This is a genomic window from Stenotrophomonas maltophilia, assembly GCF_003970865.1.
Classification (GTDB): Bacteria; Pseudomonadota; Gammaproteobacteria; order Xanthomonadales; family Xanthomonadaceae; genus Stenotrophomonas; species Stenotrophomonas maltophilia_AR.
The window spans coordinates 1-24,485 of the sequence record NZ_RXLZ01000071.1 but is presented as its reverse complement, the minus strand read 5'-3'; the positions used below and the strand labels follow the sequence as shown (position 1 = coordinate 24,485).

The 24,485-nt window shown below is 66.7% G+C and carries 23 protein-coding genes and 1 pseudogene; 16 read left to right on the top strand and 8 right to left on the bottom strand.

All coding sequences use genetic code 11. The features are described from left to right. Positions 1-393 precede the first annotated feature (393 nt). Positions 394-2,103 (bottom strand): M28 family metallopeptidase, encoded by a 1,710-nt coding sequence (locus tag EKL94_RS19010; RefSeq protein ID WP_126930231.1) that lies wholly within the window; start codon positions 2,101-2,103, stop codon positions 394-396. Positions 2,104-2,189: 86 nt separating this feature from the next. Next, positions 2,190-2,852 carry a DUF4097 family beta strand repeat-containing protein gene (locus tag EKL94_RS19005; protein WP_126930230.1) on the bottom strand — a complete coding sequence of 221 codons (663 nt, stop codon included), beginning with the start codon at positions 2,850-2,852 and terminating at the stop codon, positions 2,190-2,192. A 95-nt stretch (positions 2,853-2,947) separates the two neighbouring features. Between EKL94_RS19005 and EKL94_RS19000 the strand changes: the two genes are divergently transcribed. The 3 genes from EKL94_RS19000 (at position 2,948) to EKL94_RS18990 (ending at position 6,285) form a co-directional block, all read left to right on the top strand. Beyond that, positions 2,948-4,246, top strand: a complete 1,299-nt coding sequence (locus EKL94_RS19000; protein ID WP_126930229.1) for a murein hydrolase activator EnvC family protein — start codon at positions 2,948-2,950, stop codon at positions 4,244-4,246. 108 nt (positions 4,247-4,354) lie between these two features. Beyond that, positions 4,355-5,791 carry a S41 family peptidase gene (locus tag EKL94_RS18995; RefSeq protein ID WP_126930228.1) on the top strand — a complete coding sequence of 479 codons (1,437 nt, stop codon included), beginning with the start codon at positions 4,355-4,357 and terminating at the stop codon, positions 5,789-5,791. Between the two features lie 83 nt (positions 5,792-5,874). Next, the gene (locus EKL94_RS18990; protein WP_126930227.1) at positions 5,875-6,285 is read left to right on the top strand and encodes a hypothetical protein; all 411 of its coding nucleotides are present in this window, start codon (positions 5,875-5,877) and stop codon (positions 6,283-6,285) included. A gap of 117 nt (positions 6,286-6,402) precedes the next feature. Here EKL94_RS18990 and EKL94_RS18985 read toward each other — a convergent pair whose 3' ends face one another. Continuing rightward, positions 6,403-7,095, bottom strand: coding sequence for a rhomboid family intramembrane serine protease (locus EKL94_RS18985; RefSeq protein WP_010484241.1), 693 nt, complete (start codon positions 7,093-7,095; stop codon positions 6,403-6,405). A gap of 226 nt (positions 7,096-7,321) precedes the next feature. On the opposite strand from EKL94_RS18985, the gene EKL94_RS18980 reads away from it, so the two are divergent. Both EKL94_RS18980 and pnuC read left to right on the top strand, forming a co-directional pair. Then, complete coding sequence (locus tag EKL94_RS18980) at positions 7,322-8,671, top strand: outer membrane protein transport protein (protein ID WP_126930226.1); 1,350 nt, start codon at positions 7,322-7,324, stop codon at positions 8,669-8,671. Positions 8,672-8,813: 142 nt separating this feature from the next. Continuing rightward, a complete protein-coding gene (gene pnuC / locus EKL94_RS18975) occupies positions 8,814-9,413 on the top strand; it encodes a nicotinamide riboside transporter PnuC (RefSeq protein ID WP_126930225.1) in 600 nt (199 codons plus the stop codon). 118 nt (positions 9,414-9,531) lie between these two features. Here the strand turns inward: pnuC and putA are convergent, their stop codons facing one another. Beyond that, on the bottom strand, positions 9,532-12,750 hold the full coding sequence (putA, locus tag EKL94_RS18970; RefSeq protein WP_126930224.1) for a bifunctional proline dehydrogenase/L-glutamate gamma-semialdehyde dehydrogenase PutA: 3,219 nt from the start codon (positions 12,748-12,750) through the stop codon (positions 9,532-9,534). A gap of 274 nt (positions 12,751-13,024) precedes the next feature. Here putA and EKL94_RS18965 point away from each other — a divergent pair, with 274 nt between their 5' ends. Genes EKL94_RS18965 through EKL94_RS18940 form a run of 6 tightly spaced genes read left to right on the top strand, consistent with a single transcriptional unit; the run spans position 13,025 to position 17,821 of the window. Further along, a complete protein-coding gene (locus EKL94_RS18965) occupies positions 13,025-13,501 on the top strand; it encodes a DUF2244 domain-containing protein (RefSeq protein ID WP_004153894.1) in 477 nt (158 codons plus the stop codon). Positions 13,502-13,512: 11 nt separating this feature from the next. Continuing rightward, entirely contained in the window at positions 13,513-14,469 is a 957-nt protein-coding gene (coxB, locus tag EKL94_RS18960) for a cytochrome c oxidase subunit II (protein ID WP_126930223.1), read from the top strand. Between the two features lie 59 nt (positions 14,470-14,528). Continuing rightward, positions 14,529-16,136, top strand: a complete 1,608-nt coding sequence (ctaD, locus tag EKL94_RS18955) for a cytochrome c oxidase subunit I (protein WP_057497455.1) — start codon at positions 14,529-14,531, stop codon at positions 16,134-16,136. A gap of 8 nt (positions 16,137-16,144) precedes the next feature. Continuing rightward, the gene (locus tag EKL94_RS18950) at positions 16,145-16,345 is read left to right on the top strand and encodes a hypothetical protein (protein ID WP_126930222.1); all 201 of its coding nucleotides are present in this window, start codon (positions 16,145-16,147) and stop codon (positions 16,343-16,345) included. Next, entirely contained in the window at positions 16,342-16,932 is a 591-nt protein-coding gene (locus tag EKL94_RS18945) for a cytochrome c oxidase assembly protein (protein WP_005407792.1), read from the top strand. The genes EKL94_RS18950 and EKL94_RS18945 overlap by 4 nt, the downstream gene beginning before the upstream one ends. A gap of 13 nt (positions 16,933-16,945) precedes the next feature. Beyond that, complete coding sequence (locus EKL94_RS18940; RefSeq protein ID WP_005412024.1) at positions 16,946-17,821, top strand: cytochrome c oxidase subunit 3; 876 nt, start codon at positions 16,946-16,948, stop codon at positions 17,819-17,821. A gap of 20 nt (positions 17,822-17,841) precedes the next feature. On the opposite strand, the gene EKL94_RS18935 is transcribed toward EKL94_RS18940, so the two are convergent. After that, on the bottom strand, positions 17,842-18,060 hold the full coding sequence (locus EKL94_RS18935; RefSeq protein ID WP_099551637.1) for a twin transmembrane helix small protein: 219 nt from the start codon (positions 18,058-18,060) through the stop codon (positions 17,842-17,844). 57 nt (positions 18,061-18,117) lie between these two features. On the opposite strand from EKL94_RS18935, the gene EKL94_RS18930 reads away from it, so the two are divergent. The 5 genes from EKL94_RS18930 (at position 18,118) to EKL94_RS18910 (ending at position 22,524) form a co-directional block, all read left to right on the top strand. Next, on the top strand, positions 18,118-18,834 hold the full coding sequence (locus EKL94_RS18930) for an SURF1 family protein (RefSeq protein ID WP_126930221.1): 717 nt from the start codon (positions 18,118-18,120) through the stop codon (positions 18,832-18,834). 96 nt (positions 18,835-18,930) lie between these two features. After that, positions 18,931-19,500: a redox-active disulfide-containing membrane protein gene (locus tag EKL94_RS18925; RefSeq protein ID WP_126930220.1), complete on the top strand. Its 570-nt coding sequence runs from the start codon at positions 18,931-18,933 to the stop codon at positions 19,498-19,500. Between the two features lie 10 nt (positions 19,501-19,510). Further along, positions 19,511-20,674 (top strand): COX15/CtaA family protein, encoded by a 1,164-nt coding sequence (locus EKL94_RS18920; RefSeq protein ID WP_126930219.1) that lies wholly within the window; start codon positions 19,511-19,513, stop codon positions 20,672-20,674. Between the two features lie 4 nt (positions 20,675-20,678). Continuing rightward, complete coding sequence (gene cyoE, locus EKL94_RS18915; RefSeq protein WP_057503633.1) at positions 20,679-21,572, top strand: heme o synthase; 894 nt, start codon at positions 20,679-20,681, stop codon at positions 21,570-21,572. A gap of 145 nt (positions 21,573-21,717) precedes the next feature. Further along, the gene (locus EKL94_RS18910; RefSeq protein ID WP_126930218.1) at positions 21,718-22,524 is read left to right on the top strand and encodes a calcium-binding protein; all 807 of its coding nucleotides are present in this window, start codon (positions 21,718-21,720) and stop codon (positions 22,522-22,524) included. Positions 22,525-22,638: 114 nt separating this feature from the next. Here EKL94_RS18910 and EKL94_RS18905 read toward each other — a convergent pair whose 3' ends face one another. From EKL94_RS18905 to EKL94_RS18895, 3 genes and pseudogenes are all read right to left on the bottom strand, one after another. Beyond that, positions 22,639-23,610: a bile acid:sodium symporter family protein gene (locus EKL94_RS18905; protein WP_008265129.1), complete on the bottom strand. Its 972-nt coding sequence runs from the start codon at positions 23,608-23,610 to the stop codon at positions 22,639-22,641. 28 nt (positions 23,611-23,638) lie between these two features. Continuing rightward, a complete protein-coding gene (locus EKL94_RS18900; protein ID WP_126930217.1) occupies positions 23,639-24,139 on the bottom strand; it encodes a protein tyrosine phosphatase family protein in 501 nt (166 codons plus the stop codon). 27 nt (positions 24,140-24,166) lie between these two features. After that, a pseudogene (locus EKL94_RS18895) lies at positions 24,167-24,485 on the bottom strand (DNA primase); the annotation flags it as partial.

Genomic DNA, 24,485 nt, shown 5'->3' with positions numbered 1-24,485 from the left:
CTCAAGCCATGCGAGAGTAGGTCATCGCCAGGGTTTACACCCAAAACCCCGCTGCTCACGCAGCGGGGTTTTTCTTTGTGCGCAGTAAATGCGGGTAGTGCCGGCCGCTGGCCGGCAACCCGATGGCGTCACATCGCCCGGTAGATCCACGCCATGCGTGGATGCCCTCTGCGAGGAACCATGGCGCCAACCAAGGTTGGCCGCTACCAATCGTTTGCCGGCCAGCGGCCGGCACTACCCGTAGATCCACGCCATGCGTGGATGGGGCGCTCGCCGTGTAAAGAGGCGCCAACCAAGGTTGCCACCCACCAATGGCGGAGCGCACAAAAAAAAGCGGCGCCCCGTGGGGCGCCGCTCTGCTCTCAACGATGTTCAGTCGAGCATGGCCCGGCTTTACTTGGCCGGGGCCTTGTCCTTCATCATCGCGTCGCGGGCTGCCTTGAACGGGTTGCCTTCGTACCAGTTCGGCCAACGATCGCCGCCGGCCAGTTCCTTGCCGACGCCGTACATCAGCTGCAGGTCCTCGACAGTACCGTCCAGCTTCCAGGTGGCCGCATCGAACTCATCCTTCGGGCCGTGGTAGCGGTTGGCGCCGTAGTCCGCTGCGGCCTTGCGGCCTGCGTCCACGCCACCGTCGCGCAGGTCCTCGCCGCCATCGGCGTACAGGGCCGGCACGCCGGCCTTGGCGAAGTTGAAGTGATCCGAGCGGAAGTAGAAGCCGCTCTGCACCGAGGTCTCACCATGCAGGGTGCGGTCCTGGGCCGCAGCCAGCGGCTTGAGGATGTCTTCCAGCTCCGAGCTGCCGAAGCCGGTGACGGTCACGTCCTTCGCACGGCCGGCCACCGACATCGCGTCGATGTTGATCACACCGGCGATCTTGTCCAGCGGGAAGGTCGGATGGGCAACGTAGTACTTCGAACCGAGCAGGCCGGATTCTTCCAGGGTCACCGCCAGGAACACCACCGAGCGCTCCGGCTTCGGCTCCTGGTGGGTCATCGCTTCAGCCACTTCGAGGATGCCGGCCACGCCGGTCGCGTTGTCGACCGCGCCGTTGTAGATGTTGTCACCGGTCTCACCCTCATGCTTGCCCAGGTGGTCCCAGTGCGCCATGTACAGCACGGCCTCGTCGGCACGCTTGCTGCCCGGCAGCACGCCCACCACGTTGCGCGACTGCTTCTGCGCAATCTGGCTCTTCAGATCGACCGCAGCGGTGGCCTTCAGCGGCACCGGCTTGAAGCCGCGCTTGCTGGCGTCCTTGTAGGCCTGGGCGAGGTCCAGGCCGGCACCGGCGAACAGCGCCTTGGCCGCGTCGGCACTCAGCCAGCCTTGTACCGGGATACGCGCTTCCGGGTCATCCTTGGCGGGCAGGTCGTACTGCGGGCCGGCCCAGGAGTTCTTCACCACATCCCAGCCATAGGAAGCGCCGGCGGTGTCGTGCACGATCAGCGCGGCGGCGGCGCCCTTGCGCGCAGCCTCCTCGAACTTGTAGGTCCAGCGGCCGTAGTAGGTCATGCGCTTGCCGTCGAACAGCTTCGCGTCATCGACATGGAAGCCCGGGTCGTTGACGAACATGACGACCGTCTTGCCCTTCCAGTCCTGGCCGGCGTAGTCGTTCCACTTCTGCTCCGGTGCATCGACGCCGTAGCCGACGAACACCAGGTCGCTGGCATCGACCTTCACCTCGGCCTGGCCGGTACGGGTACCCACCACCATGTCGGTGCCGAACTTCAGTTCGGTGGTCTTGCCGCCCTGGGTGATCTTCAGCACGGTCGACGCGTCGGCCGTGGTCTCGGTCATCGGCACATCCTGGAACCAGCTGTCGCCGTTGCCGGGCTGCAGGCCGATGCGCTGCATCTGGTCGCGGATGTAGTTGACCGTCAGTTCCTCGCCCTTGCTGCCCGGGGCGCGGCCTTCGAATTCATCCGAAGCCAGTGTCTTCACCATCTCGGCGAAGTCGCCAGCGTTGATCTCGGGGGAGAACGCATGGGCCGCCGGCTTGGCAGCGGCGGTGTCGGTGGCCGGCGCGGGCGCCGGAGTGTCTTCGCCTTTGCAGGCACTGAGCGCGGCCGCAGCGGCCAGGCACAGGAGGAGTTTGCGGGGCATCGTCGATTCCTGGAAAACAAAGGGCGGCCGCACCTCGTGTACGACCGGTAACAGCGAGTATCACCGAACCGATGGGCGCGGTGTGCTCAGTCCGCCGGAGCGGTTTCGGTGTCGAACGGGATCGGCTCGGCGCCGGTGACCGGGCCGATGCGGGCCGTGCGGTGCACGTACAGCACCACCTCGCGCTCGAACTGCAACGGGCCGTCGACCACGGCATTCGGGCCGATGATCACGCGTGGCTTGCGGCTGGCGGTCAGCGAGACGCTGAAGTTCGGCTTGCGCACGTGCACACCGCCCTTGACCTGCGAACCGATGCCCACGGTGATGTCACCGTTGACGGTTTCCACGTCGTTGCCGACGCGGCTTTCGACCAGCCCGATGCCACCGTTCACGGTTTCAACGCCGCCTTCGATCTGGCTGCCGCGATCGCTGAAGATGCTGCCGTTGACGGTGCTGACGTTGCCATGGGCGATTACTTCGCGGCCCAGGCGTACACCGCCGTTGACCGTTTCGATCTTGCCGGTGCGCGCGCGATCGGCGACCTTCACCCCGCCGTTGACGGTGTCGATGCTGCCGGTCTCGACGCCTTCGCCGACGCGGATGCCGCCGTTGACGGTGTCCAGCTTGCCGTAGCGTTGACCAGGCTCGGCGCTGATGCTGCCGTTGACCTTGCTGATGTTCTCCTGGGCACAGACCGGCCCGGTGGCCAGCAGTACGCCCAACAGCAGCGGAATGGAAAGAGTTTTCATGGGGACCTCGATGGATGTGCGGCTGGCAGGCCGCGTGCGGAGATGTCACCATTCCCCGGTACCCCCTGCAACTGCCTGAAGTCACTGGAAAGCCCTTGCGCGACAACGCCTTCCCATCACGCCGACATCACATCGCCGCTGCCCGCGGCGGGCGCTGCCTGCTGTTGGGGCTGGCCTTGGCACTGGCGTTGCCGTTGCCGGGTGCCGCGCAGACCACGCGCGAGACCGAGCGCAAGCTGCAGAAACTGCGCAGTGAACTGAAGGGCGTGGCGCAGGAGCGCCGGCAGATCGAGGGCCAGCGTGGCCATGCCTCGCAGCAGCTGCGCGAGGCAGATGAGAAGGTGGCCCGCACCGGCCGTGCGCTTGCGCAGACCGAGACCGCGCTGCGCGAGCAGGGAAGGGCCCTGGCCGAGGCCGAACAACGCCGCAGCACGCTGCAGGCCAATCTCGCCCAGCAGCATCGCGAGCTGGCCGGCCTGCTGCGTGCGGCCTACCAGCTGGGCAACCACGCACCCCTGAAGCTGCTGCTGTCGCAGGACACGGTGGCCGATGCCAACCGCGCCCTGGCCTACCACCGCTACCTGCAGCGCGAGCGGGCACAGCGCATCACCACGCTGACGGCTGACCTGAAGGAACTGGAAGCGCTGCAGGCGCAGATCGCTGAGCGCAAGCAGAAGCTGCAGGGGGCGCAGCAGGACCAGAAGCAGCAGGCAGCGGCGCTGGAAGCCGACCGCCGCGATCGTGCAAAGACCGTGGCCTCGCTGGACGAGCGCTTCAAGGACCAGCGCGAGAAGGAACAGGCGCTGGGCCAGGACGCCAAGGCGCTGGAAACACTGCTGGCCAATCTGCGTGCGGCCGCCGCCCGTGCCGAGGCCGAGCGTCGGGCGGCTGCACGTCGAGCTGCCGCCGAAAAGGCCGCTGCCGAACGAGCCGCACGCCAGGCTGCCGCGCAGGGCCGCCCGCCGCCGCCGACCAAGGTTCCGCCGGCGGTGGCGTCGGCACCGGCCCCGAAGGTGGGTGGCCTGGGCTGGCCGTTGTCCGGCAACCTGCTGGCCCGCTATGGCGGCAAGCTGCCTGACGGGCGTACCAGCAGCGGCGTGCTGATCGGCGCGCCGGCCGGCAGCACCGTTACCGCCGTGGCCGACGGCACCGTGGTGTTCTCAGACTGGATGACCGGCTACGGCATGATCCTGATCGTCGACCACGGCAACGGCTACATGAGCCTGTACGCCCACAACGACACCCTGCTCAAGGACGCCGGTGCACGGGTCAGCCGTGGCGACGCGGTGGCCAAGGTCGGCAACTCGGGGGGGCAGGGCGTCACCGCGCTGTACTTCGAGCTGCGTCGTGGCGGGCAACCGGTGAATCCGGACAGCTGGCTGCAGCGGCGCTGAATCCCGGCTCGCTACGTGCGGGCTGGATTCAACGGGAATTTAGCTGTGCTTCGCGCATAATCGGTGCATGTGCCTTGGGCACCATGCCACCGTCGACAGGAGTGATCCATGCGCGCAGCCCGTACCGCCACCCTCTTGCTGGCCCTGTTGCCAGCGCTGTCCTGGGCGCAGCAGACCGCGCCCGCCCCGAGCCAGGAAACCGGCGGGCAGGCAGCGAGCAGCGAGGAGGCGGTGACCTCGAAGGTGCCGCTGGAGGACATCCGCCGCTTCGTGGCCGTCTACAACGCAGTGCGGGCCGCCTACGTCGATCCGGTCGATGACAAGAAACTGATGCAGGCAGCGGTGCGTGGCCTGCTGCTCGATCTCGATCCGCACAGCACCTACTTCAACAAGGAAGACGCGCAGGCCTTCGACGAACAGGCCAGCGGCGCCTACGAAGGCATCGGCGTGGAGCTGCAGCAGCAGCCGGACAACGCCAGCATGAAGGTGATCTCGCCGATCGACGACACCCCGGCGGCCAAGGCCGGCATCCTCGCCGGTGACCTGATCATCGCCATCGACGGCAAGCCGATCAGCGCGATCGATGCCAGCGAACCGCTGCGTGGCCCGGCCGGCAGCAAGGTGGTGCTGACCATCGTGCGCGAAGGCAAGCCGAAGCCATTCGACGTGAGCCTGACCCGCCAGACCATCCGCGTGACCAGCGTGAAAAGCCGCCTGCTGGAACCGGGCTACGGCTACATCCGCCTGAGCACCTTCCAGGCCGACACCGGTTCGGACTTCCAGAAGCACGTGCAGCAGCTGCAGAAGCAGTCCGGTGGCCAGCTCAAGGGCCTGGTGCTGGATCTGCGCAGCAACCCGGGTGGCCTGCTGACCGCTGCCGTGCAGGTGGCCGACGATCTGCTCGACAAGGGCAACATCGTCAGTACCCGTGGCCGCATCAGCATCAGCGATGCACGTTTCGATGCGACGCCGGGCGATCTGCTGAAGGGCGCACCGGTGGTGGTGCTGGTCGACGCCGGTTCGGCCAGTGCCTCGGAAGTGCTGGCCGGCGCACTGCGCGACAACAAGCGCGCCCGCGTGGTCGGCAGCCGCACCTTCGGCAAGGGTTCGGTGCAGACCGTGCTGCCGCTGGACAACGGCGATTCGGTGAAGCTGACCACCGCGCGTTATTACACGCCCAGCGGCAAGTCGATCCAGGCCACGGGCATCGTTCCAGAGGTCGAACTGAAACCGGCGGCTACGCCGGCCGAGGATGCGCTGCCGGCCAGCCTGAGCGATTACAGCGAAGCGACCCTGCCGGGCCATCTGCGCGGTGACGACGAAGGCACCGAGGGCTACCACGCCGGCGCCGTACTGCCGGGCGACGGCCCGATCAACGACGCGCTGGCCGAGCTGAAGAACCCGGGTTCGGTGGCTGCACGCTTGAAGGCCGAGGCGGCGAAAGCGGATGCGGCCAAGGCCGCGAAGGCCGCTGCGGTGAAGCCAGAAGCGAAGCCGGAAGCGAAGCCAGAAGCGAAGCCCATTCCGGTGCCGGTCAAGCCCTGACGGTAGCGCCGGGCCATGCCCGGCGGACGCCCTGTTCATCCAGAAGGCGGCGCGGCCGAGATGTCGCCCGATAGAATCAGCCCATGGATGATTCGAACCTCGCGACCACGATCAGCAAACTGCTTGGTCGCGATCCGCTGCCGATTGACCGGGCCACTGGCCTGCTGGAATCCTTGGCGAGTCGCCATGGAATTGATCCGTGCCTTGTCTATTGGTGGGCAGGCAAAGAGTCGGCTGATCAGACGATCCAATACGATGGCAGCGATGAAGGCCTTTCCTGCTTGGCTGACCTGCTGGCGGAAGCGAACGGTGAAATGTGCCTGGTAGCGTCAGATGAGCGCGCATTGCCGTGGCCGATCTGGAACCTGCAGGTAAGTGAACTGATTCCCTTGCTTGGCGAGTTGCCGTTCTTCGAGTATTTCGTGGTGCTGGATGATGGCGCTACGTTGCTGTTCGACACCCACCACAACACCCTGGTGGTCAGTCGCGAGTGACGCATTCGGCGTCATCGCGGACGGGGCAGATCCATATCGATGAAGGAGTCGAGCACGCTCGACGCCACGAACGAGCGGGTGCGCGTGGAGCCGGCCAGCGGCCGGCACTACAAGGGGTCAGAAGCCGTGGCGCTTGCGCAGGCGGCGGGCGATGGCCGCCCGCACGTACACGCCGTACAGCAGGCCGAACAGGAAGCCGCCGATGTGCGCCCACCAGGCGACCATGCCGAAGCTCGGGCCGATATGGGCGAACACCACCTGCAGTGCGGCCCAGACGCCGATCAGCAGGTAGGCCGGGGCCCGCACGAACTCCAGGAACAGGCCGAGCGGGATCACCACGCCCAGCCGGGCGCCCGGGAACAGGGCCAGATAGGCGCCGATCAACGCCGACACCGCGCCGCTGGCGCCGATGATGATCTGGTCCGGGCTGCCCATGGTGTAGATCGCCACCAGGTTCGACACTGCACCGCCGACCAGGAACAGCAGCAGCAGGCGCCAGGGGCCCAGCACCCGTTCGGCGGGCAGGCCGAAGATCAGCAGGAACACCAGGTTGCCCAGCAGGTGTGACCAGTCCGCGTGCAGGAACAGGGCGGTGAACAGGCGCAGCACGCTGCCGTCCTGCAGGGTCGCCCACCAGTCCAGCGGGTGGGTCAGGCCGGTGGACAGGGCGCCCCAGTCCAGCCAGAGGCTGCCGCGGGCGTCGTCCGGACGCGAGATCGACCACAGGAACGCCAGCCACAGTGCCGCAAACAGCACGGGCGTGGCCCAGCGCAGGGCCGCCTTCTTGCGCGACGGGAGGGAGACGAACATGGGCACTAGCCTAGCGTGAGGGCGCTTACGGCGGGGATTGTCCTGTTCAGCTTTTGAGACGAAAAAAGCGCCTGCGCTGTTATTGTTTCATTAACAGCTCTGGGTAATACTCGCATACGGCGTCGTATGTCGGGAGGGGAATCCGGCGCGCTCCGAAGGGCCCCAAGGCCCGCCGGGCGCAGGCGCACTCAGAGCACCATCACCGCTTACCGGAGAGAGAACTACGATGCAAACCGCTTCCACCATTGCCCGACTGACCCTGCTGGCCGTCGGCGTTGCCGGTGCGCTGGCTGCTGCCGATGCCAACGCTGCCGCCTTCCAGCTGAAGGAAAACAGCGCCAAGGGCCTCGGCCGCGCGTTCGCCGGTTCCGGCAGCGCCGAGGGCGACGCCTCCATCATCGCCGTCAACCCGGCCGGCATGCGCCAGCTGGACGGCACCATGATCCAGGGCGACGTCAGCGCCATCAGCTTCAAGGCCGAGTTCAAGGGCCAGGGCCGCAATGTGGCAGGTCGCCCGCAGAGCGGTGGTGACGGCGGCGACGCCGGCATGATCGCCCCGGTTCCGGCCGCGTACTTCCACATGCCGATCGGCGAGAAGGCCCACTTCGGTGTGTCGCTGACCGCACCGTTCGGCTTCAAGACCGAATACGACAACGGTTGGGTGGGTCGTTACAGCGGCCTGAAGACCGATCTGAAGGCCATCGACCTCGGCTTCGCCGCGTCGTATGACGTCAACCCGTACGTGTCCTTCGGCGCGTCGGTGTTCGTCGAGCACCTGACCATTGAGCTGAGCAACGCCGTCGACTACGGCAGCATCCTGGCCGGTGCCGGCGTTCCGGGCTACGCCCCGGGCAGCGCGGATGGCACCCTGAAGATCGAGGGTGACAACAATGCCGTGGGCTGGACCGTCGGTGGCCTGTTCTCGATCGACGAGAACACCCACATCGGCCTGAGCTACCGTTCGAAGGTCGAGCACAAGATCACCGGTGGTGATGCGACCTTCAGCGGCGCCGACCCCGCCCGTTCGCTGCTGACCAACTCGCCGCGTACCCGCGGTTGGTTCATGAACACCAGCGGCAAGGCCACGGTGACCATGCCGGCCTCGGCCACCCTGAGCGTGACCCACAAGGTCAACGACCGCTGGACCGTGATGGGCGACGTGACCCGTACCGCCTGGTCGACCGCCTTTGACAGCGTCACCGTCGACTACGCTTCGCCGCAGGCGGATTCGGTCCTGGACTTCGGCTACCGCGACACCACCTTCGTGTCGCTGGGCGCCGACTACAAGCTGAGCGACACCGTCACCCTGCGCGGTGGTGTTGCGCTGGACCAGACCCCGACCACCGACGCCCACCGCGACGTCCGCGTGCCGGATACCAGCCGCAAGTGGCTGTCGCTGGGCGTGGGCTGGACCCCGTCGGCAAACACCGAGTACAACTTTGGCTACACCCACCTGTTCACCAGCGACCCGAACGTGAACGTGCCGGCAACCAACGCCAACCAGGGCAACTCGCTGTCGGGCAAGTACAAGGTCCGTGGCGACGTGCTGGCTGCTTCGTTCCAGTACAAGTTCTGATCCAGGCCTCGGCCTGACGCAGTAAACGGAAGGCCCCGCGCAAGCGGGGCTTTCTTTTTCTGTGGCCACGGGCCATCCACGCGTGGCGTGGATCTACTGAAGATCGCAGCCATCCACGGTGTGGATCCACGACAATAGCGCCATGAACCTGTCCGATCCGAACTTCCAGCTGGAGCTGGCTGCCAACATCGCCGTCGCCGGCTCGATCCTGCTGGCCGGCCGCAACAACGTGCACACCTGGTGGCTGGGCATCGTCGGCTGCGCGCTGTTTTCCGCGGTGTTCGAGCGCTCGCATCTGTATGCGGACATGGTGCTGCAGTTCTTCTTCATTGCCATCAGCGTGCTGGGCTGGTGGCAGTGGCTGCGTGGCGATCACGGTGCGCCGCTGCCGATCACCTCATTGCGACCGCGTGCATGGGCCTGGCTGGCGCCGCTGGCGGTGGTGGCCACGTTCGGCTACGGCTGGATGCTGACCCGCCTGACCAACGCCTACGCGCCCTACATCGATTCGGCGGTGCTGGTGCTGAGCGTGATCGCGCAGATTCTGATGATGCGGCGCAAGCTGGAATCGTGGTGGGTGTGGCTGCTGGTGAACACCGTCGCGGTGCCGCTGTACTACAGCCGTGGCCTGCACCTGACCTCGATCCTGTACGTGGGCTTCTGGATCAACGCACTGGTGGCGTTGCGTCACTGGCGCAATCTGATGCGGGATGAGGCCGGCACGGCGCCTGAAACACTGTAGAGCCGAGCCCATGCTCGGCTGTACCGTACAAGCCGAGCATGGGCTCGGCTCTACAGGAAACAAAGCACAAAAAACCCCGCTTTCGCGGGGTTCTCCGTTTACCGCATCAACCGGGCGATCAGTCGCCCAGGGTCAGCAGCGAGGCGTTGCCACCGGCGGCGGTGGTATTCACCGTCACCGTCTTTTCGGTGGCGAAGCGCAGCAGGTAGTGCGGGCCGCCGGCCTTCGGACCGGTGCCGGACAGGCCCTGGCCGCCGAACGGCTGCACGCCGACCACCGCACCGATCTGGTTGCGGTTGACGTAGACGTTGCCGACATGGACGCCGTTGCTGATGCGGTCGACGGTCTCGTCGATGCGCGAATGCACGCCCAGGGTCAGGCCGTAGCCGGTGGCGTTGATCTGGTCGATCACCGCGTCGAGCTGGTCGCCCTTCCAGCGGATCACGTGCAGGACCGGCCCGAAGATTTCCTTGTGCAGCTGGCCCAGGTCCTTCAGTTCGTACGCACGCGGCGCGAAGAAGGTGCCATTGGCGGCTTCGGTGGACAGTTCGGCAGCGGCGATCAGGCGCGCTTCGCGGTCCATGCGCTCAGCGTGGTCCTGCAGGATCTTCAGCGCATCGGCGTCGATCACCGGGCCGACGTCGGTGGACAGCAGGCCGGGGTTGCCAACCTTCAGTTCCTTCATCGCACCGGCCAGCATGGTCATCACCTTGTCGGCGATGTCGTCCTGCACGAACAGCACGCGCGCGGCCGAGCAACGCTGGCCGGCGGAGGTGAAGGCCGAACCGATCGCGTCCTTGACCAGCTGTTCCGGCAGTGCCGAGGAGTCGGCGATGAAGGCGTTCTGGCCACCGGTCTCGGCAATCAGCACGCCGATGGCGGCGTCACGTGCGGCCATCGCGCGGTTGATCGCACGCGCGGTATCGGTGGAGCCGGTGAAGGCCACGCCGGCCACGCGCGGGTCGGCAGTGAGCGCGGCACCGACGGTGGCACCGTCGCCCGGCAGGAACTGCACCACCTCGGCCGGCACGCCGGCGTCGTGCAGCAGCTTCACCGCGTAGTAGCCGATCAGGTTGGTCTGCTCGGCCGGCTTGGCGATGACGCTGTTGCCGGCGGCCAGGGCGGCAGCGACCTGGCCCAGGAAGATCGCCAGCGGGAAGTTCCACGGGCTGATGCAGACGAACACGCCGCGGCCGTGCAGCTGCAGCTCGTTGGATTCACCGGTCGGGCTGGGCAGCTTCTCGGCGTGGCTGAACTGCTCGCGCGCCTGCTTGGCGTAGTAGCGCAGGAAATCCACGGCTTCGCGCACTTCGGCGATGCTGTCGGGCAGGCTCTTGCCGGCTTCCTTCACGCACAGCGCCATGAATTCCGGCATGCGCGCTTCCAGCTGGTCGGCGGCGTGCTCGAGGATGGCGGCGCGGCTGGCGGCCGGGGTGCGGTTCCAGGCCGGCTGCGCGGCTACGGCATTCGCCAGGGCCTTCTGCACGGTGGCGGCATCGGCGGCCAGCCACTGGCCGACCACTTCGCGGGTGTCGGCCGGGTTGGTCACCGGCAGTGCGGCGCCGGCCGGGTTGGCACCCGGCACCAGCGGGGCGGCCTGCCAGGGCTTCACAGCCGCGTTGATCTGCTCGGCCAGGGCGCGCAGTTCGTTGTCGTTGGCGAGGTTGGCGCCCATGGAGTTCTTCCTGTCGTGGTTCTGGCTGCGCAGCAGGTCAACCGGCAGCGGGATCTTTGGATGCGGAATCGATTCGAACGAGGCGACCATCTCGACCGGATCGCGGATCAGGTCGGCGATCGGCACGCGTTCGTCGGTGATGCGGTTGACGAAGCTGGAGTTGGCGCCGTTTTCCAGCAGGCGGCGCACCAGGTACGGCAGCAGGTCTTCATGCGAGCCGACCGGTGCGTACACGCGGCAGGGCAGGTTCAAGCGGTCGGCCGGCACCACTTCGGCATACAGGTCGTCGCCCATGCCGTGCAGCTTCTGGTGCTCGTACACGCCACCATTGGCAATGCTGCGCACCGCCGCGATGGTGTGCGCGTTGTGCGTGGCGAACATCGGGTAGATCGCGTCGGCATGGGTGAACAGACGCTTGGCGCAGGCCAGGTAGGACACGTCGGTGTTCTGCTTGCGGGTGAACACCGGGTAGCCCGGATAGCCTTCGATCTGCGCGCGCTTGATCTCGGCATCCCAGTACGCGCCCTTGACCAGGCGCACCTGCAGGCGGCGACCGGCGCGGCGCGCCATGTCGGCCAGGTGGTCGATCGTGTACGGGGTGCGCTTCTGGTAGGCCTGCACGACCACGCCGAAGCCATCCCAGCCGGCCAGCGAGGCGTCGGAGAACACCTGCTCGATGATGTCCAGCGACAGCTCCAGGCGGTCGGACTCTTCGGCGTCGACGGTGCAGCCGATGCCGTAGCTCTTGGCCAGCTGCGCCAGTTCCAGCACGCCCGGCACCAGGTCGGTCAGCACGCGCTCGCGCTTGGCGTGCTCGTAGCGCGGGTACAGCGCCGACAGCTTGATCGAGATGCCCGGGGCGTTGTTGACGTCGCCGTCCGGACGGCCGCCGCGTGCCTTGTGATCGCCGCCGATGGCGTGGATCGCACGACGGTAGTCTTCCAGGTAGCGCAGCGCGTCCTTCATGGTCAGCGCGCCTTCGCCCAGCATGTCGAAGGAATAGCGGTAGCTGGCGTTGTCGCCCTTGTGCGAACGCGACAGCGCTTCGCTGATGGTGCGGCCCATGACGAACTGGTGGCCCATGATCTTCATCGCCTGGCGCACGGCCAGGCGCACCACCGGTTCACCCACGCGGCCGACCAGGCGCTTGAACGCGCTGGGCGCATCGGCGCGGGTGGCGTCGTTCATCTGCACCAGCTTGCCGGTCAGCATCAGGCCCCAGGTGGAGGCGTTGACCAGCACCGAGTCGCTGCCGCCCAGGTGCTTTTCCCAGTCGGCATCGGCCAGCTTGTCGCGGATCAGCTTGTCGGCGGTGTCCTGGTCCGGAATGCGCAGCAGCGCCTCGGCCACGCACATCAGCAGCACGCCTTCCTCGCTGCCCAGGTCGTACTGGCGCATGAAGGCTTCGATCGCGCCCTGGTCCTTGGCGCGCACTCGCACGCGGCTGACCAGGTCGGCGGCCAGCGCCTGCACCTTGGCCTGCTCTTCGGCGGGCAGGCGGGCCTGCGCCAGCAGCTCGCGCACGTGGCCGGCCTCGTCCTTCAACCAGCCATCGGTGATGGCCTGGCGGAACGGGTTGGGGGGCGCCGGCAGTTCCGGCGACAGCAGCGCGCCGGGACGCGGAGCGTCGTGGGCGGCAGGGGAGGAGGAAGGTGCGTTCATGCCGGTCCGGCCAGTGGAAAACTTGGCGATTTTAATCATTTTTGCGGGTTGCGGAAGTGCCCCGCGGCCACCTTCGTGAAGTGCTGATAGCCCCTAGCTGCGGTGGGTTCAGCGTGTTCAGCAAGCTCTTCAGTAATTGTGCTGAATTCGTCATTTGTGTCGCCGACCTCATGCTGTGTTGCAGCATGGGAAAAAGTGTGAACGCACCCTTGCTACCGGCGAGAGGGCGGGGCTACCATCGAGACGTTTCCCGCGGCAGGAACGCGGTTGCGACATGATCGAGGTGCTTCCAGCTCCGGATGGGTCAGGTACGCAGCTGCGGCTGCGTCCCCCACGGGCGCTCGATGCCCGGCAGTTCGTCCTGTTGTTCACCGTGTTGTCGGGTGCGATGTGGCTGGTGTCCGCCCTCGGGTGGTTGGCCGGCAATGCATTCGCCCCCCTGTTCGCGCTGCTGTACAGCCTGGTGCTGGCGGCAGCGCTGCGTGCCTTGTGGCGCAGCGGTGAACGGCAGGAGGAGATCCGGGTAGTGCCGGCGTACGTGGAGGTCATCCCCGTACCCGGTGGATCGCCGGTGTTCCGGGCCCACCCCCACTGGGTGCGCCTGCTCACCGACGATGAGAGGGTCCGGCTGGCATCCAGCGGCCGGCAGGTGGAGGTGGGGAGTTTCCTCGCGCCGGCCGAACGTCAGACGCTCGCAGAGACACTTGAAAGCTTGCTCGCCGCCAGCGATGGCGGCAACCGACGACGCTAAGGGTCTAGGCAATGAAGCAAAGCAGCAGGTGGGGCACGAAGTGCGTGAACGCGGTTGCCGCAGTGCTGGCGACCGGGGGACTGATGCCGGCGTTGGCCTGGGCCCAGGCGGCCGATCCCAAGCCCTGGCAGCTGAACATGGGCAAGGGGGTGACCCAGACCTCGCGCCTGGCCTGGGAATCGAACAACCTGTCGTTGATCATCTGCACGGTGATCGGCGTCATCGTGTTCGGTGCGATGGCCTACGCCATGTTCAAGTTCCGAAAATCCAAGGGCGCGGTGGCCGCCACCTTCAGCCACAACACCAAGGCCGAGGTGATCTGGACAGTGATCCCGGTGATCATCCTGATCGTGATGGCATGGCCGGCCACAGCCAACCTGATCAAGATGTACGACACCCGCGACGCCGAGATGACGGTCAAGGTCACCGGCTACCAGTGGATGTGGAAGTACGAATACCTCGGCGAGAACGTCACCTTCACCAGCCGCCTGGACCGCGAGTCCGACCGCGTGCGGCAGAGCGGCGTCGTGCCGACCCGCGAGAGCCATCCGCACTACCTGCTGGATGTCGACAACCGCCTGGTGCTGCCGGTCGATACCAAGGTGCGTTTCGTCATCACCTCCGACGACGTGATCCACGCCTGGTGGGTACCGGCGCTGGGCTGGAAGCAGGACGCCATCCCCGGCTTCATCAACGAAGCCTGGACCAGCATCGAGCAGCCCGGCGTCTACCGTGGCCAGTGCGCCGAGCTGTGCGGCAAGGACCACGGTTTCATGCCGATCGTGGTCGAGGCGGTGTCCAAGGAGGAATTCAAGCAGTGGCTGGCGCAGCGCAAGCCCGCGCCGCCCGCTGAGCCGGCGACGCCTGCGGCACCTGCCGAACCGACTGCGCCGACGGGCGAGGCACCGGCCGCTCCTGCTGCTGCAGAAGCGGGCAGCGCGCCTGCCACCGCGGCCAGCGGAGCGTGATGTAAAGCCCGCGGCCGCCTGCGGCCGCGGTGACAACCGATTCTGAGAGGTGTTTTGCAATGGCGCACTCGGCAGTTGGGCACGACGATCACCATCACCACCAGAGCTTCTTCGAGCGTTGGTTCTTCTCGACCAACCACAAGGACATCGGCACGCTGTACCTGGGTTTCAGCTTCATCATGTTCATCATCGGTGCGGCGATGAGCGTGGTGATCCGCGCCGAGCTGGCGCAGCCGGGCCTGCAGTTCGTCAAGCCCGAGTTCTTCAACCAGATGACCACCGTGCATGCGCTGGTGATGATCTTCGGTGGCGTGATGCCGGCCTTCGTGGGCCTGGCCAACTGGATGATCCCGCTGCAGATCGGCGCGCCGGACATGGCGCTGCCACGCATGAACAACTGGTCGTTCTGGTTGCTGCCGGTGGCCTTCAGCCTGCTGCTGCTGACCCTGTTCCTGCCCGGTGGCGCGCCGGCCGGTGGCTGGACGCTGTACCCGCCGCTGTCGCTGCAGGGCGGCTACAACGTCGCCTTCAGCGTGTTCGCCATCCACGTGGCCGGCATCAGTTCGATCATGGGCGCGATCAACATCATCGCCACCGTGCTCAACATGCGCGCGCCGGGCATCGACCTGCTGAAAATGCCGATCTTCTGCTGGGCCTGGCTGATCACCGCGTTCCTGCTGATCGCGGTGATGCCGGTGCTGGCCGGTGCGGTGACCATGCTGCTGACCGACAAGTTCTTCGGCACCAGTTTCTTCAACGCCGCCGGTGGCGGTGACCCGGTGATGTACCAGCACATCTTCTGGTTCTTCGGGCATCCCGAGGTCTACATCATGATCCTGCCCGCCTTCGGCGTGGTCAGCGAGATCATCCCGACCTTCAGCCGCAAGCCGCTGTTCGGCTACCAGGCGATGGTGTACGCCACCGCCGCCATCGCATTCCTGTCGTTCATCGTCTGGGCCCACCACATGTTCACCGTGGGCATGCCGCTGGGCGGCGAGATCTACTTCATGTTCGCCACCATGCTGATCTCGATCCCGACCGGGGTGAAGGTGTTCAACTGGGTCAGCACCATGTGGCGTGGCTCGCTGACGTTCGAGGCGCCGATGCTGTGGTCGGTGGCCTTCGTCATCCTGTTCACCATCGGCGGTTTCTCCGGCCTGATGCTGGCGATCGTGGCAGCCGACTTCCAGTACCACGACACCTACTTCGTGGTCGCGCATTTCCACTACGTGCTGGTGACCGGCGCGGTGTTCGCGCTGATCGCAGCGGTGTACTACTGGTGGCCGAAGTGGACCGGGCGCATGTACAGCGAGAAGTGGGCCAAGGTGCACTTCTGGTGGTCGATCGTGTTCGTCAACCTGCTGTTCTTCCCGCAGCATTTCCTCGGCCTGGCCGGCATGCCGCGCCGCATTCCCGATTACAGCGTGGCCTTCGCCGACTGGAACCTGATCAGCTCGATCGGTGCGTTCGGCATGTTCGCCACGCCGTTCATGATGGCCGCGATCCTGCTGTCCTCGCTGCGCAATGGCGAGAAGGCCGAGGCCCGTTCCTGGGAAGGCGCGCGCGGCCTGGAGTGGACGCTGCCGTCGCCGGCACCGGCGCACACCTTCACCACGCCGCCGACCATCCGACCGGGGGATCTGGCGCATGACGACATCACGCATTGAGGTGGGACATGCATAACGAGAGCCCGCTCCCGATCGGTAGAGTCGAGCCAAGCTCGACTGACGAAAAGCAGCCGACCAGCGGTCGGCTCTACCAGGGCGGAAGCATCGAGCAGCAGCGCCAGCGTGCCAGGCGCACGGCGATGTGGGTCGGCGCCATCGCCGTGCTGGTCTACGTCGGCTTCATCCTCAGCGGGGTGATCGGCCGATGAGCGAGGCGCCAGCCAGCACACCGTCACGCAGTGCGGGGCTGCCGCGCCTGATCGGTGTGGCGGTGGCGGTGTTCCTGCTCACGTTCTCGCTGGTGCCGCTGTACCGCATCGCCTGCGAAAAGGTGTTCGGCGTACGCCTGGAACGCGGCCCCGGCAGCGAGGCCAGCACCGGCGCCGCCACCGGCAAGCGCACCGTGCGCGTGGAGTTCGATGGCGGCGTCAATTCGCGCCTGCCCTGGTCGTTCCATCCCGAGCAGTTGACCATGGACGTGGTGCCCGGCGAACTCAACGAAGCGCTGTACTTCGCCCGCAACGACAGCCAGCAGGCGGTGGTCGGCAGCGCGGTGCCTTCGGTGGCGCCGGCGCGTGCTTCGGGCTTCTTCAGCAAGACCGAATGTTTCTGTTTCACCGCGCAGACGCTGCAGGCTGGCGAGAAGCGCGACATGCCGGTGCGTTTCATCGTCGATCCGGACCTGCCGCCGGAGATCAAGACGATCACCTTGTCCTACACCTTCTATCGCAACGACGCGCTGTCCGATCGGCTGGCCCCGGCCGCCACCTCGGAAGGCGCGCACGCCGCACCCTGACCCGGATACCGACATGGCCCAGACACCGACCGACGCCAACGTGTACTTCGTCCCGGCCCAGAGCAAATGGCCGTTCGTGGGTTCCATCGCGATGATGGTGACCATGGTGGGCGTGGCCAGCTGGCTCAACGATGCCAGCTGGGGACGCTGGACGTTCTACATCGGCATCGCGATGCTGGTGCTGACCCTGTTCTGGTGGTTCAGCGACGTGGTGCGCGAGTCGCAGGCAGGCAACTACAACCACCAGGTTGATGGATCATTCCGGATGGGGATGATCTGGTTCATCTTCTCCGAAGTAATGTTCTTCGGCGCCTTCTTCGGTGCGCTGTTCTACACCCGCAACCTGGGCCTGTCGTGGCTCAGCGGCGAAGGCCGCGGGGTGATGACCAACGAGCTGCTCTGGCAGGGCTATTCCGCTGGATGGCCGACCAACGGCCCGGCGGCGATCGGTGGCGCGTTCCAGACCATCCCGGCCTGGGGCCTGCCGCTGATCAATACGCTGATCCTGCTCACTTCCGGCGTGACCCTGACCATCGCCCACCACGCACTGAAGGCGGGCAACCGCCGCCAACTGCTGATCTGGCTGGGCCTGACCGTGGTGCTCGGCCTCGGCTTCCTGACCCTGCAGGCGGAGGAGTACATCCACGCCTACAAGGAACTGAACCTGACGCTGGGCTCGGGCATCTACGGCTCGACCTTCTTCATGCTGACCGGCTTCCACGGCGCGCACGTGCTGCTGGGCACGATCATGCTGATCGTGATGTGGCTGCGTTCGGCGAAGGGACACTTCACCCGCGACAACCATTTCGGTTTCGAAGCCGCCGCGTGGTACTGGCACTTCGTCGACGTGGTGTGGTTGATGCTCTTCATGTTCGTCTACGTGCTTTGACCGCGCACGCATCGGTGGCCTCAGCCGCCGATGCCGTGCGGCTTGATCCAGCCCATGTAGATGCTCACGATCACCAGTACGATCAGGGCCACCGACACCGCGATGCGGCGCGTCAGTGCGTTGACCGTGCGCTTGGTCTGGCCGCGGTCGACCACCAGGTAATACAGGCCGGCGCCCAGATTCCAGACGATGACGATCAGAAACGCGATTACCAGCAGGGTCTTCAGCGAATCACTCATGCGCGGCTCGAGGGCAGGGTGGATGCGTCTATCTGACCGCGTTTGCGCGGACTTGTCATGATGCGCCAGCACACGCGCGTGATCGGATGGCTGCTGGCGGTGCTGGCAATGGCTGCATTCACCGCATTGGGGCTGTGGCAGCTGCAGCGCATGCATGCAAAACAGGCAATGTTGGATGCACAAGGTCCAGCTGTGGCACAGGCGCTGCCACTGGCGCAGGCCCTGACTGCACCCGGCGCCTTGCATGGCGTAGCCGACCACGGCCGCTTCCTGCCCGGTGTGGTGCTGTTGGACAACCAGACGCGGCACGGCCGCGCGGGTGTGAAGATCTATCGCCCATTCCGCAGTGACGAGGGCAGCGTGCTGCTGGTCGATCTGGGGTGGCGCGCGCTGCCGCCGGATCGCACGTTGCCGGATGTGCCGTCGCCGCCTTCGCCGATGGCCGTACGTGGGTTGCTGGCGCCGCCGCCGTCAGCGGGACTGGCGCTGGGCCCGGCATTCTCCGCTACCGACGAGGCCGGGCGTTGGCTGGCCAGCCGCTTGCCCGCCGAGGGCCTCGCGGCGGCGCTTGGCCTGCCGGCATTGCCCGAGCGGGTCCTGCGACTCGACCCGGCGCTGCCATTTGGCGACGAACGCGACCTGGACCTGCTGCCGAACACGCTGCCGCCGCAGCGCCACCTGGGCTACGCCGTGCAGTGGTTCGGGCTGGCCCTGACCGTGCTCGTCGTTGCGCTGGTGCTGGAGTGGCGCCGGAGGCGCGTGATTACCCGGTAGTGCCGGCCGCTGGCCGGCAATCCCTCGGTTTCCTGGATGCCGGCCAGCGGCCGGCGCTACCGGCATCCCTCACCCAACCATGAGAAAATGCCCCGCATGAACACTGCTACGTCCCCGCAGGCGCGCGGCTCCGGCCGCCGGACCCTGGTGCTGCTGTTTGCCGTGTTCTTCGGTGCGATGGCACTGGCCGCCGTGCTGCGCTTCACCGGCTGGCAACCGACCGGGCACCGCAATGCCGGCCAGTTGCTGAAGCCGCCGGTGGACCTGCGCCAGCAGGCGCCGACCCTGGCCAGCGGCCAACCCTATCCCTGGAACCCCGAGGCCCGTACCTGGCGCCTGCTGGTGGCGCCGGCCGGTGCCTGCGACGCACAGTGCGTCACTTTGTCGCAGGGACTGGGCAAGGTGTGGCAGCTGTTCGGCCATAACGCCGATAATGTCGAAATCCTGTGGCTGGGAACGCCACCGGCGTCGATCGCCTCGCTGCCCGCGCTGCGGCCGCTGGCTCCGTCGCCAGCACTGCGCGCGGCGCTGCCCGGCGTCGACGATCCGGCTGGCCTGCCGGTCTACGTGATCGATCCGAACGGCTTCGTGATCATGCGTCATGCCCCGGGCACCGACCTGGGTGGCCTGCGCAAGGACATGGCCACGTTGCTGAAACTGAAGTGAGTCCCGTTTGATGAGCCTTTCCGCGCGTCCGGCGCTGCACCGCAATTTCCACCGCCTGGCGTGGTTCGCCATGATCATGACCGCGAGCACGATCATGTTCGGCGCCTTCGTGCGCCTGTCCGATGCCGGGCTGAGCTGCCCGGACTGGCCGACCTGCTATGGCCAGGCCACCTGGCCGCAGCACGTGGAAGAGACCATCGGCCACCCGGCGGCGGAGATCCGCCCGCTGGAGACCCACAAGGCCTGGCGTGAGCAGGTGCACCGCTTCCTGGCCGGCGCGCTGGGCATCGAGATCCTGACCCTGGCGCTGCTGGCCACGCGCAAGCGGCGATTCGGAAGCACGGCGGTGGTGACCGCCTGCGTGCTGGTGGCTGCCGGCATACCGCTGTACATGATGGGCTGGCATGGCACGGCCAGCGTGCTGGCGTTGATCGGTGAGGCGATCCTGCTGATCGCCGCGCTGCGCTGGAGCAACATCGACCTGGCGCGCGCTGCACTGCTGACCCTGGCGGTGGTGATCTTCCAGGCCCTGCTGGGCATGTGGACGGTGACCCTGCTGCTCAAACCCATCGTGGTGATGGGCCATCTGCTGGGCGGCATGCTGATGTTCGGCCTGCTGGTGTGGATGGCCTGGCGCGCGACGCACATGCCGATCACCCTGGCCGAAGCGCCGAAGCTGAAGTGGCTGCTGCGCATCGGTGTGGCCGTGCTGGTCACCCAGATCGCACTGGGGGGCTGGGTCAGTGCCAACTACGCGGCGCTGGCCTGCGGCGGCGGCAGCGCCTCGCTGGACAACTTCCCGCGCTGCGCCAACCAGTGGTGGCCGCAGCACAACTTCGTCGAAGGCTTCACCTTGTGGCGTGGCATCGGCGTGGATTACGAGGGGGGCGTGCTGGATGGCGCCTCGCGTATCGCCATCCAGATGGCGCACCGCCTGTTCGCGGTGCTGGTGGCTGTCTACCTGCTGTGGCTGGGCGTGCGCCTGTTCCGCTTGCCGAGCATGCGTGGCTGGGCCAGCGCGCTGATGGCGCTGCTGGTGCTGCAGGTCACCCTCGGCATCCTCAATGTGAAGCTGGCGCTGCCGCTGGAAGTGGCGGTGGCCCACAACGGCGTGGCCGTTGCCCTGTTGTTCGTGCTGGTCAGCCTGCTGGCCCGCCTGCGTGCCCCGGACTGATTCCATGTTTTCCAATTACCGCCAGTACTGGGACCTGACCAAGCCCAAGGTCGTCGCCCTCATTGTCTTCACCGCCCTGGTCGGCATGGTCCTGGCCATCCCCGGCGTGCCCAGCTGGGAGCAGGTGCGCGCCGGCGTGCTCGGCTTCCTCGGCATCTGGCTGGCGGCCTCGGCCGCAGCCGCGATCAACCAGCTGCTGGACGCGCACATCGATGCGCAGATGGCGCGCACCTCGTGGCGTCCGCTGGTGGTGGGCAAGGTCAAACCCTGGCAGGTGCTGGTGTTCGCTGGCGTGCTGATCGTGTTGTCGATGGTCATCCTGGTGCTGTGGGTGAACCTGATCACCGCGGTGCTGACCTTCGCCTCGCTGATCGGCTACGCGGTGATCTACACCGTGTACCTCAAGCGTGCGACCTCGCAGAACATCGTCATCGGTGGCCTGGCCGGCGCGATGCCGCCGATGCTGGGCTGGGCGGCGGTGACCGGCATGCAGGGCTCTTCGGACTGGGCGTACTCGTCGCTGCTGGTGCTGATCATCTTCATCTGGACGCCGCCGCACTTCTGGGCGCTGGCGATCTTCCGCCGCGAGGACTACGCCAAGGCAGAGATCCCGATGCTGCCGGTGACCCACGGCGTGGTGCACACCCGCAAGCAGATCATGGTGTATTCGGTGGTGCTGGCGCTGGTCTGCCTGCTGCCTTACCTGGTGGGCATGAGCGGTGCGTTCTACCTGGGCGGCGCGATCGTGCTCAACGCGGTGTTTCTCTGGTACGCCTGGCGCATGCTGGACCCGCCGGACGAGCTGTTCTCGATGAAGATGTTCTACTACTCCATCGTCTACCTGATGGCGTTGTTCGCCTTCCTGCTGGTGGACCACTGGATCCTGCCCTGGCTGTAAGGGGCTGCCCTTTGTAGAGTCGAGCCACGCTCGACTCAGGCCCGGTCTGATGGCGGGAGCATCCACGCATGGCGTGGATCTACTTGAACCGTGGTTGCTGCGTCGCCATTGCTGTTCCTGACCCGAAGGAAAGGAAGGCGCAGGGATGCATTCGATCTTCCGCTGGACCGCCGCGCTGCTGCTGGCGCTGGGCATGGCCCTCAGTGCGCATGCCGACGACACCGCCTCGCAGATCCGCCAGCATGCCGGTGAGCACCGCCTGCTGGTACTGGGCGAATTCCACGGCACCCGCGAGACCCCGTTGCTGGTACGCCAGCTGGTGGACGACTACAGCCGCAACGGCCCGGTCCTGCTGGCACTGGAACTGCCACGTGCCGAGAACCCTGTGCTGCGCGACTATCTGGAATCCGATGGCGGGGCCACGGCGCGCCAGCACCTGCATGGCCGCGCGTTCTGGACCGCGCGCGATGACCAGCACGATGGCCGCCGCAGCCGCGACATGCTGGCGATGATCGAAGGCCTGCGCACGCTGAAGGCGCAGGGCCGCGCGATCGAGGTGGTTGGCTATGACGTCAATGCCAGCAATGGCGGCAACCAGGCGCGCGACGACTTCATGGCAACCGAGTTGCGACGGCTCTATCGAGGGTTGCCAGACAATGCACGCATGCTGGTGCTGACCGGCAATGTCCACGCCATGCTGCGGCGGCCGGAAGGTATGCCGCCAGAAATGCAGAGGCAACCGATGGCCTCCCAGCTGCGTGACCGGGATATCTACAGCGTGCGGTTGGGCGCGCTGCGTGGCCAGGCGTGGGCGTGCGCGGACCGTTGCATGGCGCGGCCACTTCCAGAGCAGGTGGCCCCGCGGCCGCGGGGCGATACCCATGCGGAACGGCCGTACGACCTGTGGGTGTGGATGCCGGAGCTGAGCGTCGGCACGCTGGTGGATCCGTAGCGTCAGGCAACCCATCCACGCATGGCGTGGATCTACTGTTGTTTCACGCCATCCGTGGTTTGGAGTAGATCCACGCCATGCGTGGATGGTTTCCGTACAGCACCGTGTCCCAGTTCAGGGCGCGCGCTTCGCGTAGCGCTGCGCGATCACGCCGCAGACGATCAGCTGGATCTGGTGATAGATCATCACCGGCAGCACGATCGCGCCGAGGCTGCCGCCGGCGAACAGCACCTTGGCGATCGGCACGCCGGTGGCCAGGCTCTTCTTCGAGCCGCAGAACACGATGGCGATCTCGTCCTCGCGGTTGAAGCGCAGGCGACGGGCGATGAAGGTGATCAGCGGCATGGCGATGCCGAGCAGCACGGCGGCGACCACCGCCACGGCCAGCAGCGACAGCAGCGGTGTCTTGCTCCACAGGCCCTCGGTGACCGCCTCGCCGAAGGCCGAGTACACCACCAGCAGGATCGTGCCCTGGTCGGTGTAGCGCAGCAGCGCGCGCTGCTTCTCCACCCAGCCGGCGATCCACGGCCGCAGCAGATGGCCGGCCACGAACGGCACCAGCAGCTGCAGCATGATGCCGCCGATCGCATGCAGCGGATCGTGGATGCCGCCGGAGGTGCCGGCCAGTGCGGTCAGCAGCAGCGGGGTCAGGAACACGCCGAGGATGCTCGACAGCGAGGCACTGCACACCGCTGCCGGTACATTGCCGCGCGCCATCGAGGTGAACGCGATGGACGACTGCACGGTGGACGGCAGGGTGCACAGGAACAGCACGCCCAGGTACAGCTCCGGGGTCAGCAGCCAGCCCGACAGCGGCTTGAACATCAGCCCCAGCAGCGGGAACAGGATGAAGGTGCAGGCCAGGATGGTCAGGTGCAGCCGCCAGTGCAGCATGCCGCCGATGATCGACTCGCGCGGCAGGCGCGCGCCATGCAGGAAGAACAGCGCAGCGATGGCGACGGTGGTGACATCGTCGAGGACGATGGCGGCGGCGCCCTTCATCGGCAGCAGCGAGGCCAGGCCGACGGTGCACAGCAGGGCGAGGGTGAAGTTGTCCGGTCGCAGGCGCGACCACCAGCGGGTCATGGTGGGCAGAGTCCTTGGTGCGGAGGGTTCAGGGCGAGGTGACCGGTGTGGCCAGGCGCTGGCGGGTGGCGGCTTCCAGCGACTTCAGGCCGGCACGCTGGCCCAGCTGCAGTGCCTGTTCGGGGCTGGCGTGTTCGTAGCGCGCGTTGACCAGGCCGAGCACGGCGCCAGCGCGGTTGCCGGACGCGCAGTGCAGCAGCACCGGCCCCTGGCTCTGCTGCAGGGCCTGGTGCACGGCGCGCACATTGGCCGCATCCAGGCCCTCGGCGCCGGCCACCGGAATGCGTACATAGCGCAGCCCCAGCGATTCGGCCGCGCGGGTTTCATCGAAACCACGGTCCTCGCCGGGCTGGCGCAGGTCGATCACGGTGCGCACGCCCTGCGCGGCCAGGGCCTGCAGCTGTGCGGCGCTGGGCTGGCCGCCGGCATACAGGCCGGGGCGGACTTCGTTGAGGGGCGTGTCTTCGGCCAGGGCCGTCAGTGGCAGGCAGAGCGACAACAACAGCAGGCAGGTCAGGCGCAGCAGCATGGTCCTCTCCGTGAAAACGTTCTGCCGCTACAGGCGCAGTCCGGCGCGGGCCTTCAGCAGCTCGCGCAGTTCGTATTTGTCAGTATCGTCCAGACCCTGTTGGCGCTGCTTTGCCAACAACTCCTCCAGACGTTGCACCAGCAGCTGTTTCTCCAGCTGGGCCACGGCATCGTGCAGTTCCTGGGTCCACATCGCGTCGTCGCCGGGCATCGTCTGTGCGGCCAGCGTGTGCAGTGACGCCTGTTCCTCACGTCCGTCGAAGTGCTCCAGCAGGGCGCCGGTGCTGATGTCCGGGCGTTGCTCGACCAGGTCCAGCAGCTCCAGCAGCAGCTCCACGCCGGGCAGG

What these genes read in the sequence shown, in the direction of transcription:
- EKL94_RS19010 (WP_126930231.1), bottom strand. Translation starts at nt 2,103, where the DNA reads ATGCCCCGCAAACTCCTCCTGTGCCTGGCCGCTGCGGCCGCGCTCAGT.
- EKL94_RS19005 (WP_126930230.1), bottom strand. Translation starts at nt 2,852, where the DNA reads ATGAAAACTCTTTCCATTCCGCTGCTGTTGGGCGTACTGCTGGCCACC.
- EKL94_RS18995 (WP_126930228.1), top strand. Translation starts at nt 4,355, where the DNA reads ATGCGCGCAGCCCGTACCGCCACCCTCTTGCTGGCCCTGTTGCCAGCG.
- EKL94_RS18990 (WP_126930227.1), top strand. Translation starts at nt 5,875, where the DNA reads ATGGATGATTCGAACCTCGCGACCACGATCAGCAAACTGCTTGGTCGC.
- EKL94_RS18985 (WP_010484241.1), bottom strand. Translation starts at nt 7,095, where the DNA reads ATGTTCGTCTCCCTCCCGTCGCGCAAGAAGGCGGCCCTGCGCTGGGCC.
- EKL94_RS18980 (WP_126930226.1), top strand. Translation starts at nt 7,322, where the DNA reads ATGCAAACCGCTTCCACCATTGCCCGACTGACCCTGCTGGCCGTCGGC.
- pnuC (WP_126930225.1), top strand. Translation starts at nt 8,814, where the DNA reads ATGAACCTGTCCGATCCGAACTTCCAGCTGGAGCTGGCTGCCAACATC.
- putA (WP_126930224.1), bottom strand. Translation starts at nt 12,750, where the DNA reads ATGAACGCACCTTCCTCCTCCCCTGCCGCCCACGACGCTCCGCGTCCC.
- EKL94_RS18965 (WP_004153894.1), top strand. Translation starts at nt 13,025, where the DNA reads ATGATCGAGGTGCTTCCAGCTCCGGATGGGTCAGGTACGCAGCTGCGG.
- coxB (WP_126930223.1), top strand. Translation starts at nt 13,513, where the DNA reads ATGAAGCAAAGCAGCAGGTGGGGCACGAAGTGCGTGAACGCGGTTGCC.
- ctaD (WP_057497455.1), top strand. Translation starts at nt 14,529, where the DNA reads ATGGCGCACTCGGCAGTTGGGCACGACGATCACCATCACCACCAGAGC.
- EKL94_RS18950 (WP_126930222.1), top strand. Translation starts at nt 16,145, where the DNA reads ATGCATAACGAGAGCCCGCTCCCGATCGGTAGAGTCGAGCCAAGCTCG.
- EKL94_RS18945 (WP_005407792.1), top strand. Translation starts at nt 16,342, where the DNA reads ATGAGCGAGGCGCCAGCCAGCACACCGTCACGCAGTGCGGGGCTGCCG.
- EKL94_RS18940 (WP_005412024.1), top strand. Translation starts at nt 16,946, where the DNA reads ATGGCCCAGACACCGACCGACGCCAACGTGTACTTCGTCCCGGCCCAG.
- EKL94_RS18935 (WP_099551637.1), bottom strand. Translation starts at nt 18,060, where the DNA reads ATGAGTGATTCGCTGAAGACCCTGCTGGTAATCGCGTTTCTGATCGTC.
- EKL94_RS18930 (WP_126930221.1), top strand. Translation starts at nt 18,118, where the DNA reads ATGATGCGCCAGCACACGCGCGTGATCGGATGGCTGCTGGCGGTGCTG.
- EKL94_RS18925 (WP_126930220.1), top strand. Translation starts at nt 18,931, where the DNA reads ATGAACACTGCTACGTCCCCGCAGGCGCGCGGCTCCGGCCGCCGGACC.
- EKL94_RS18920 (WP_126930219.1), top strand. Translation starts at nt 19,511, where the DNA reads ATGAGCCTTTCCGCGCGTCCGGCGCTGCACCGCAATTTCCACCGCCTG.
- cyoE (WP_057503633.1), top strand. Translation starts at nt 20,679, where the DNA reads ATGTTTTCCAATTACCGCCAGTACTGGGACCTGACCAAGCCCAAGGTC.
- EKL94_RS18910 (WP_126930218.1), top strand. Translation starts at nt 21,718, where the DNA reads ATGCATTCGATCTTCCGCTGGACCGCCGCGCTGCTGCTGGCGCTGGGC.
- EKL94_RS18905 (WP_008265129.1), bottom strand. Translation starts at nt 23,610, where the DNA reads ATGACCCGCTGGTGGTCGCGCCTGCGACCGGACAACTTCACCCTCGCC.
- EKL94_RS18900 (WP_126930217.1), bottom strand. Translation starts at nt 24,139, where the DNA reads ATGCTGCTGCGCCTGACCTGCCTGCTGTTGTTGTCGCTCTGCCTGCCA.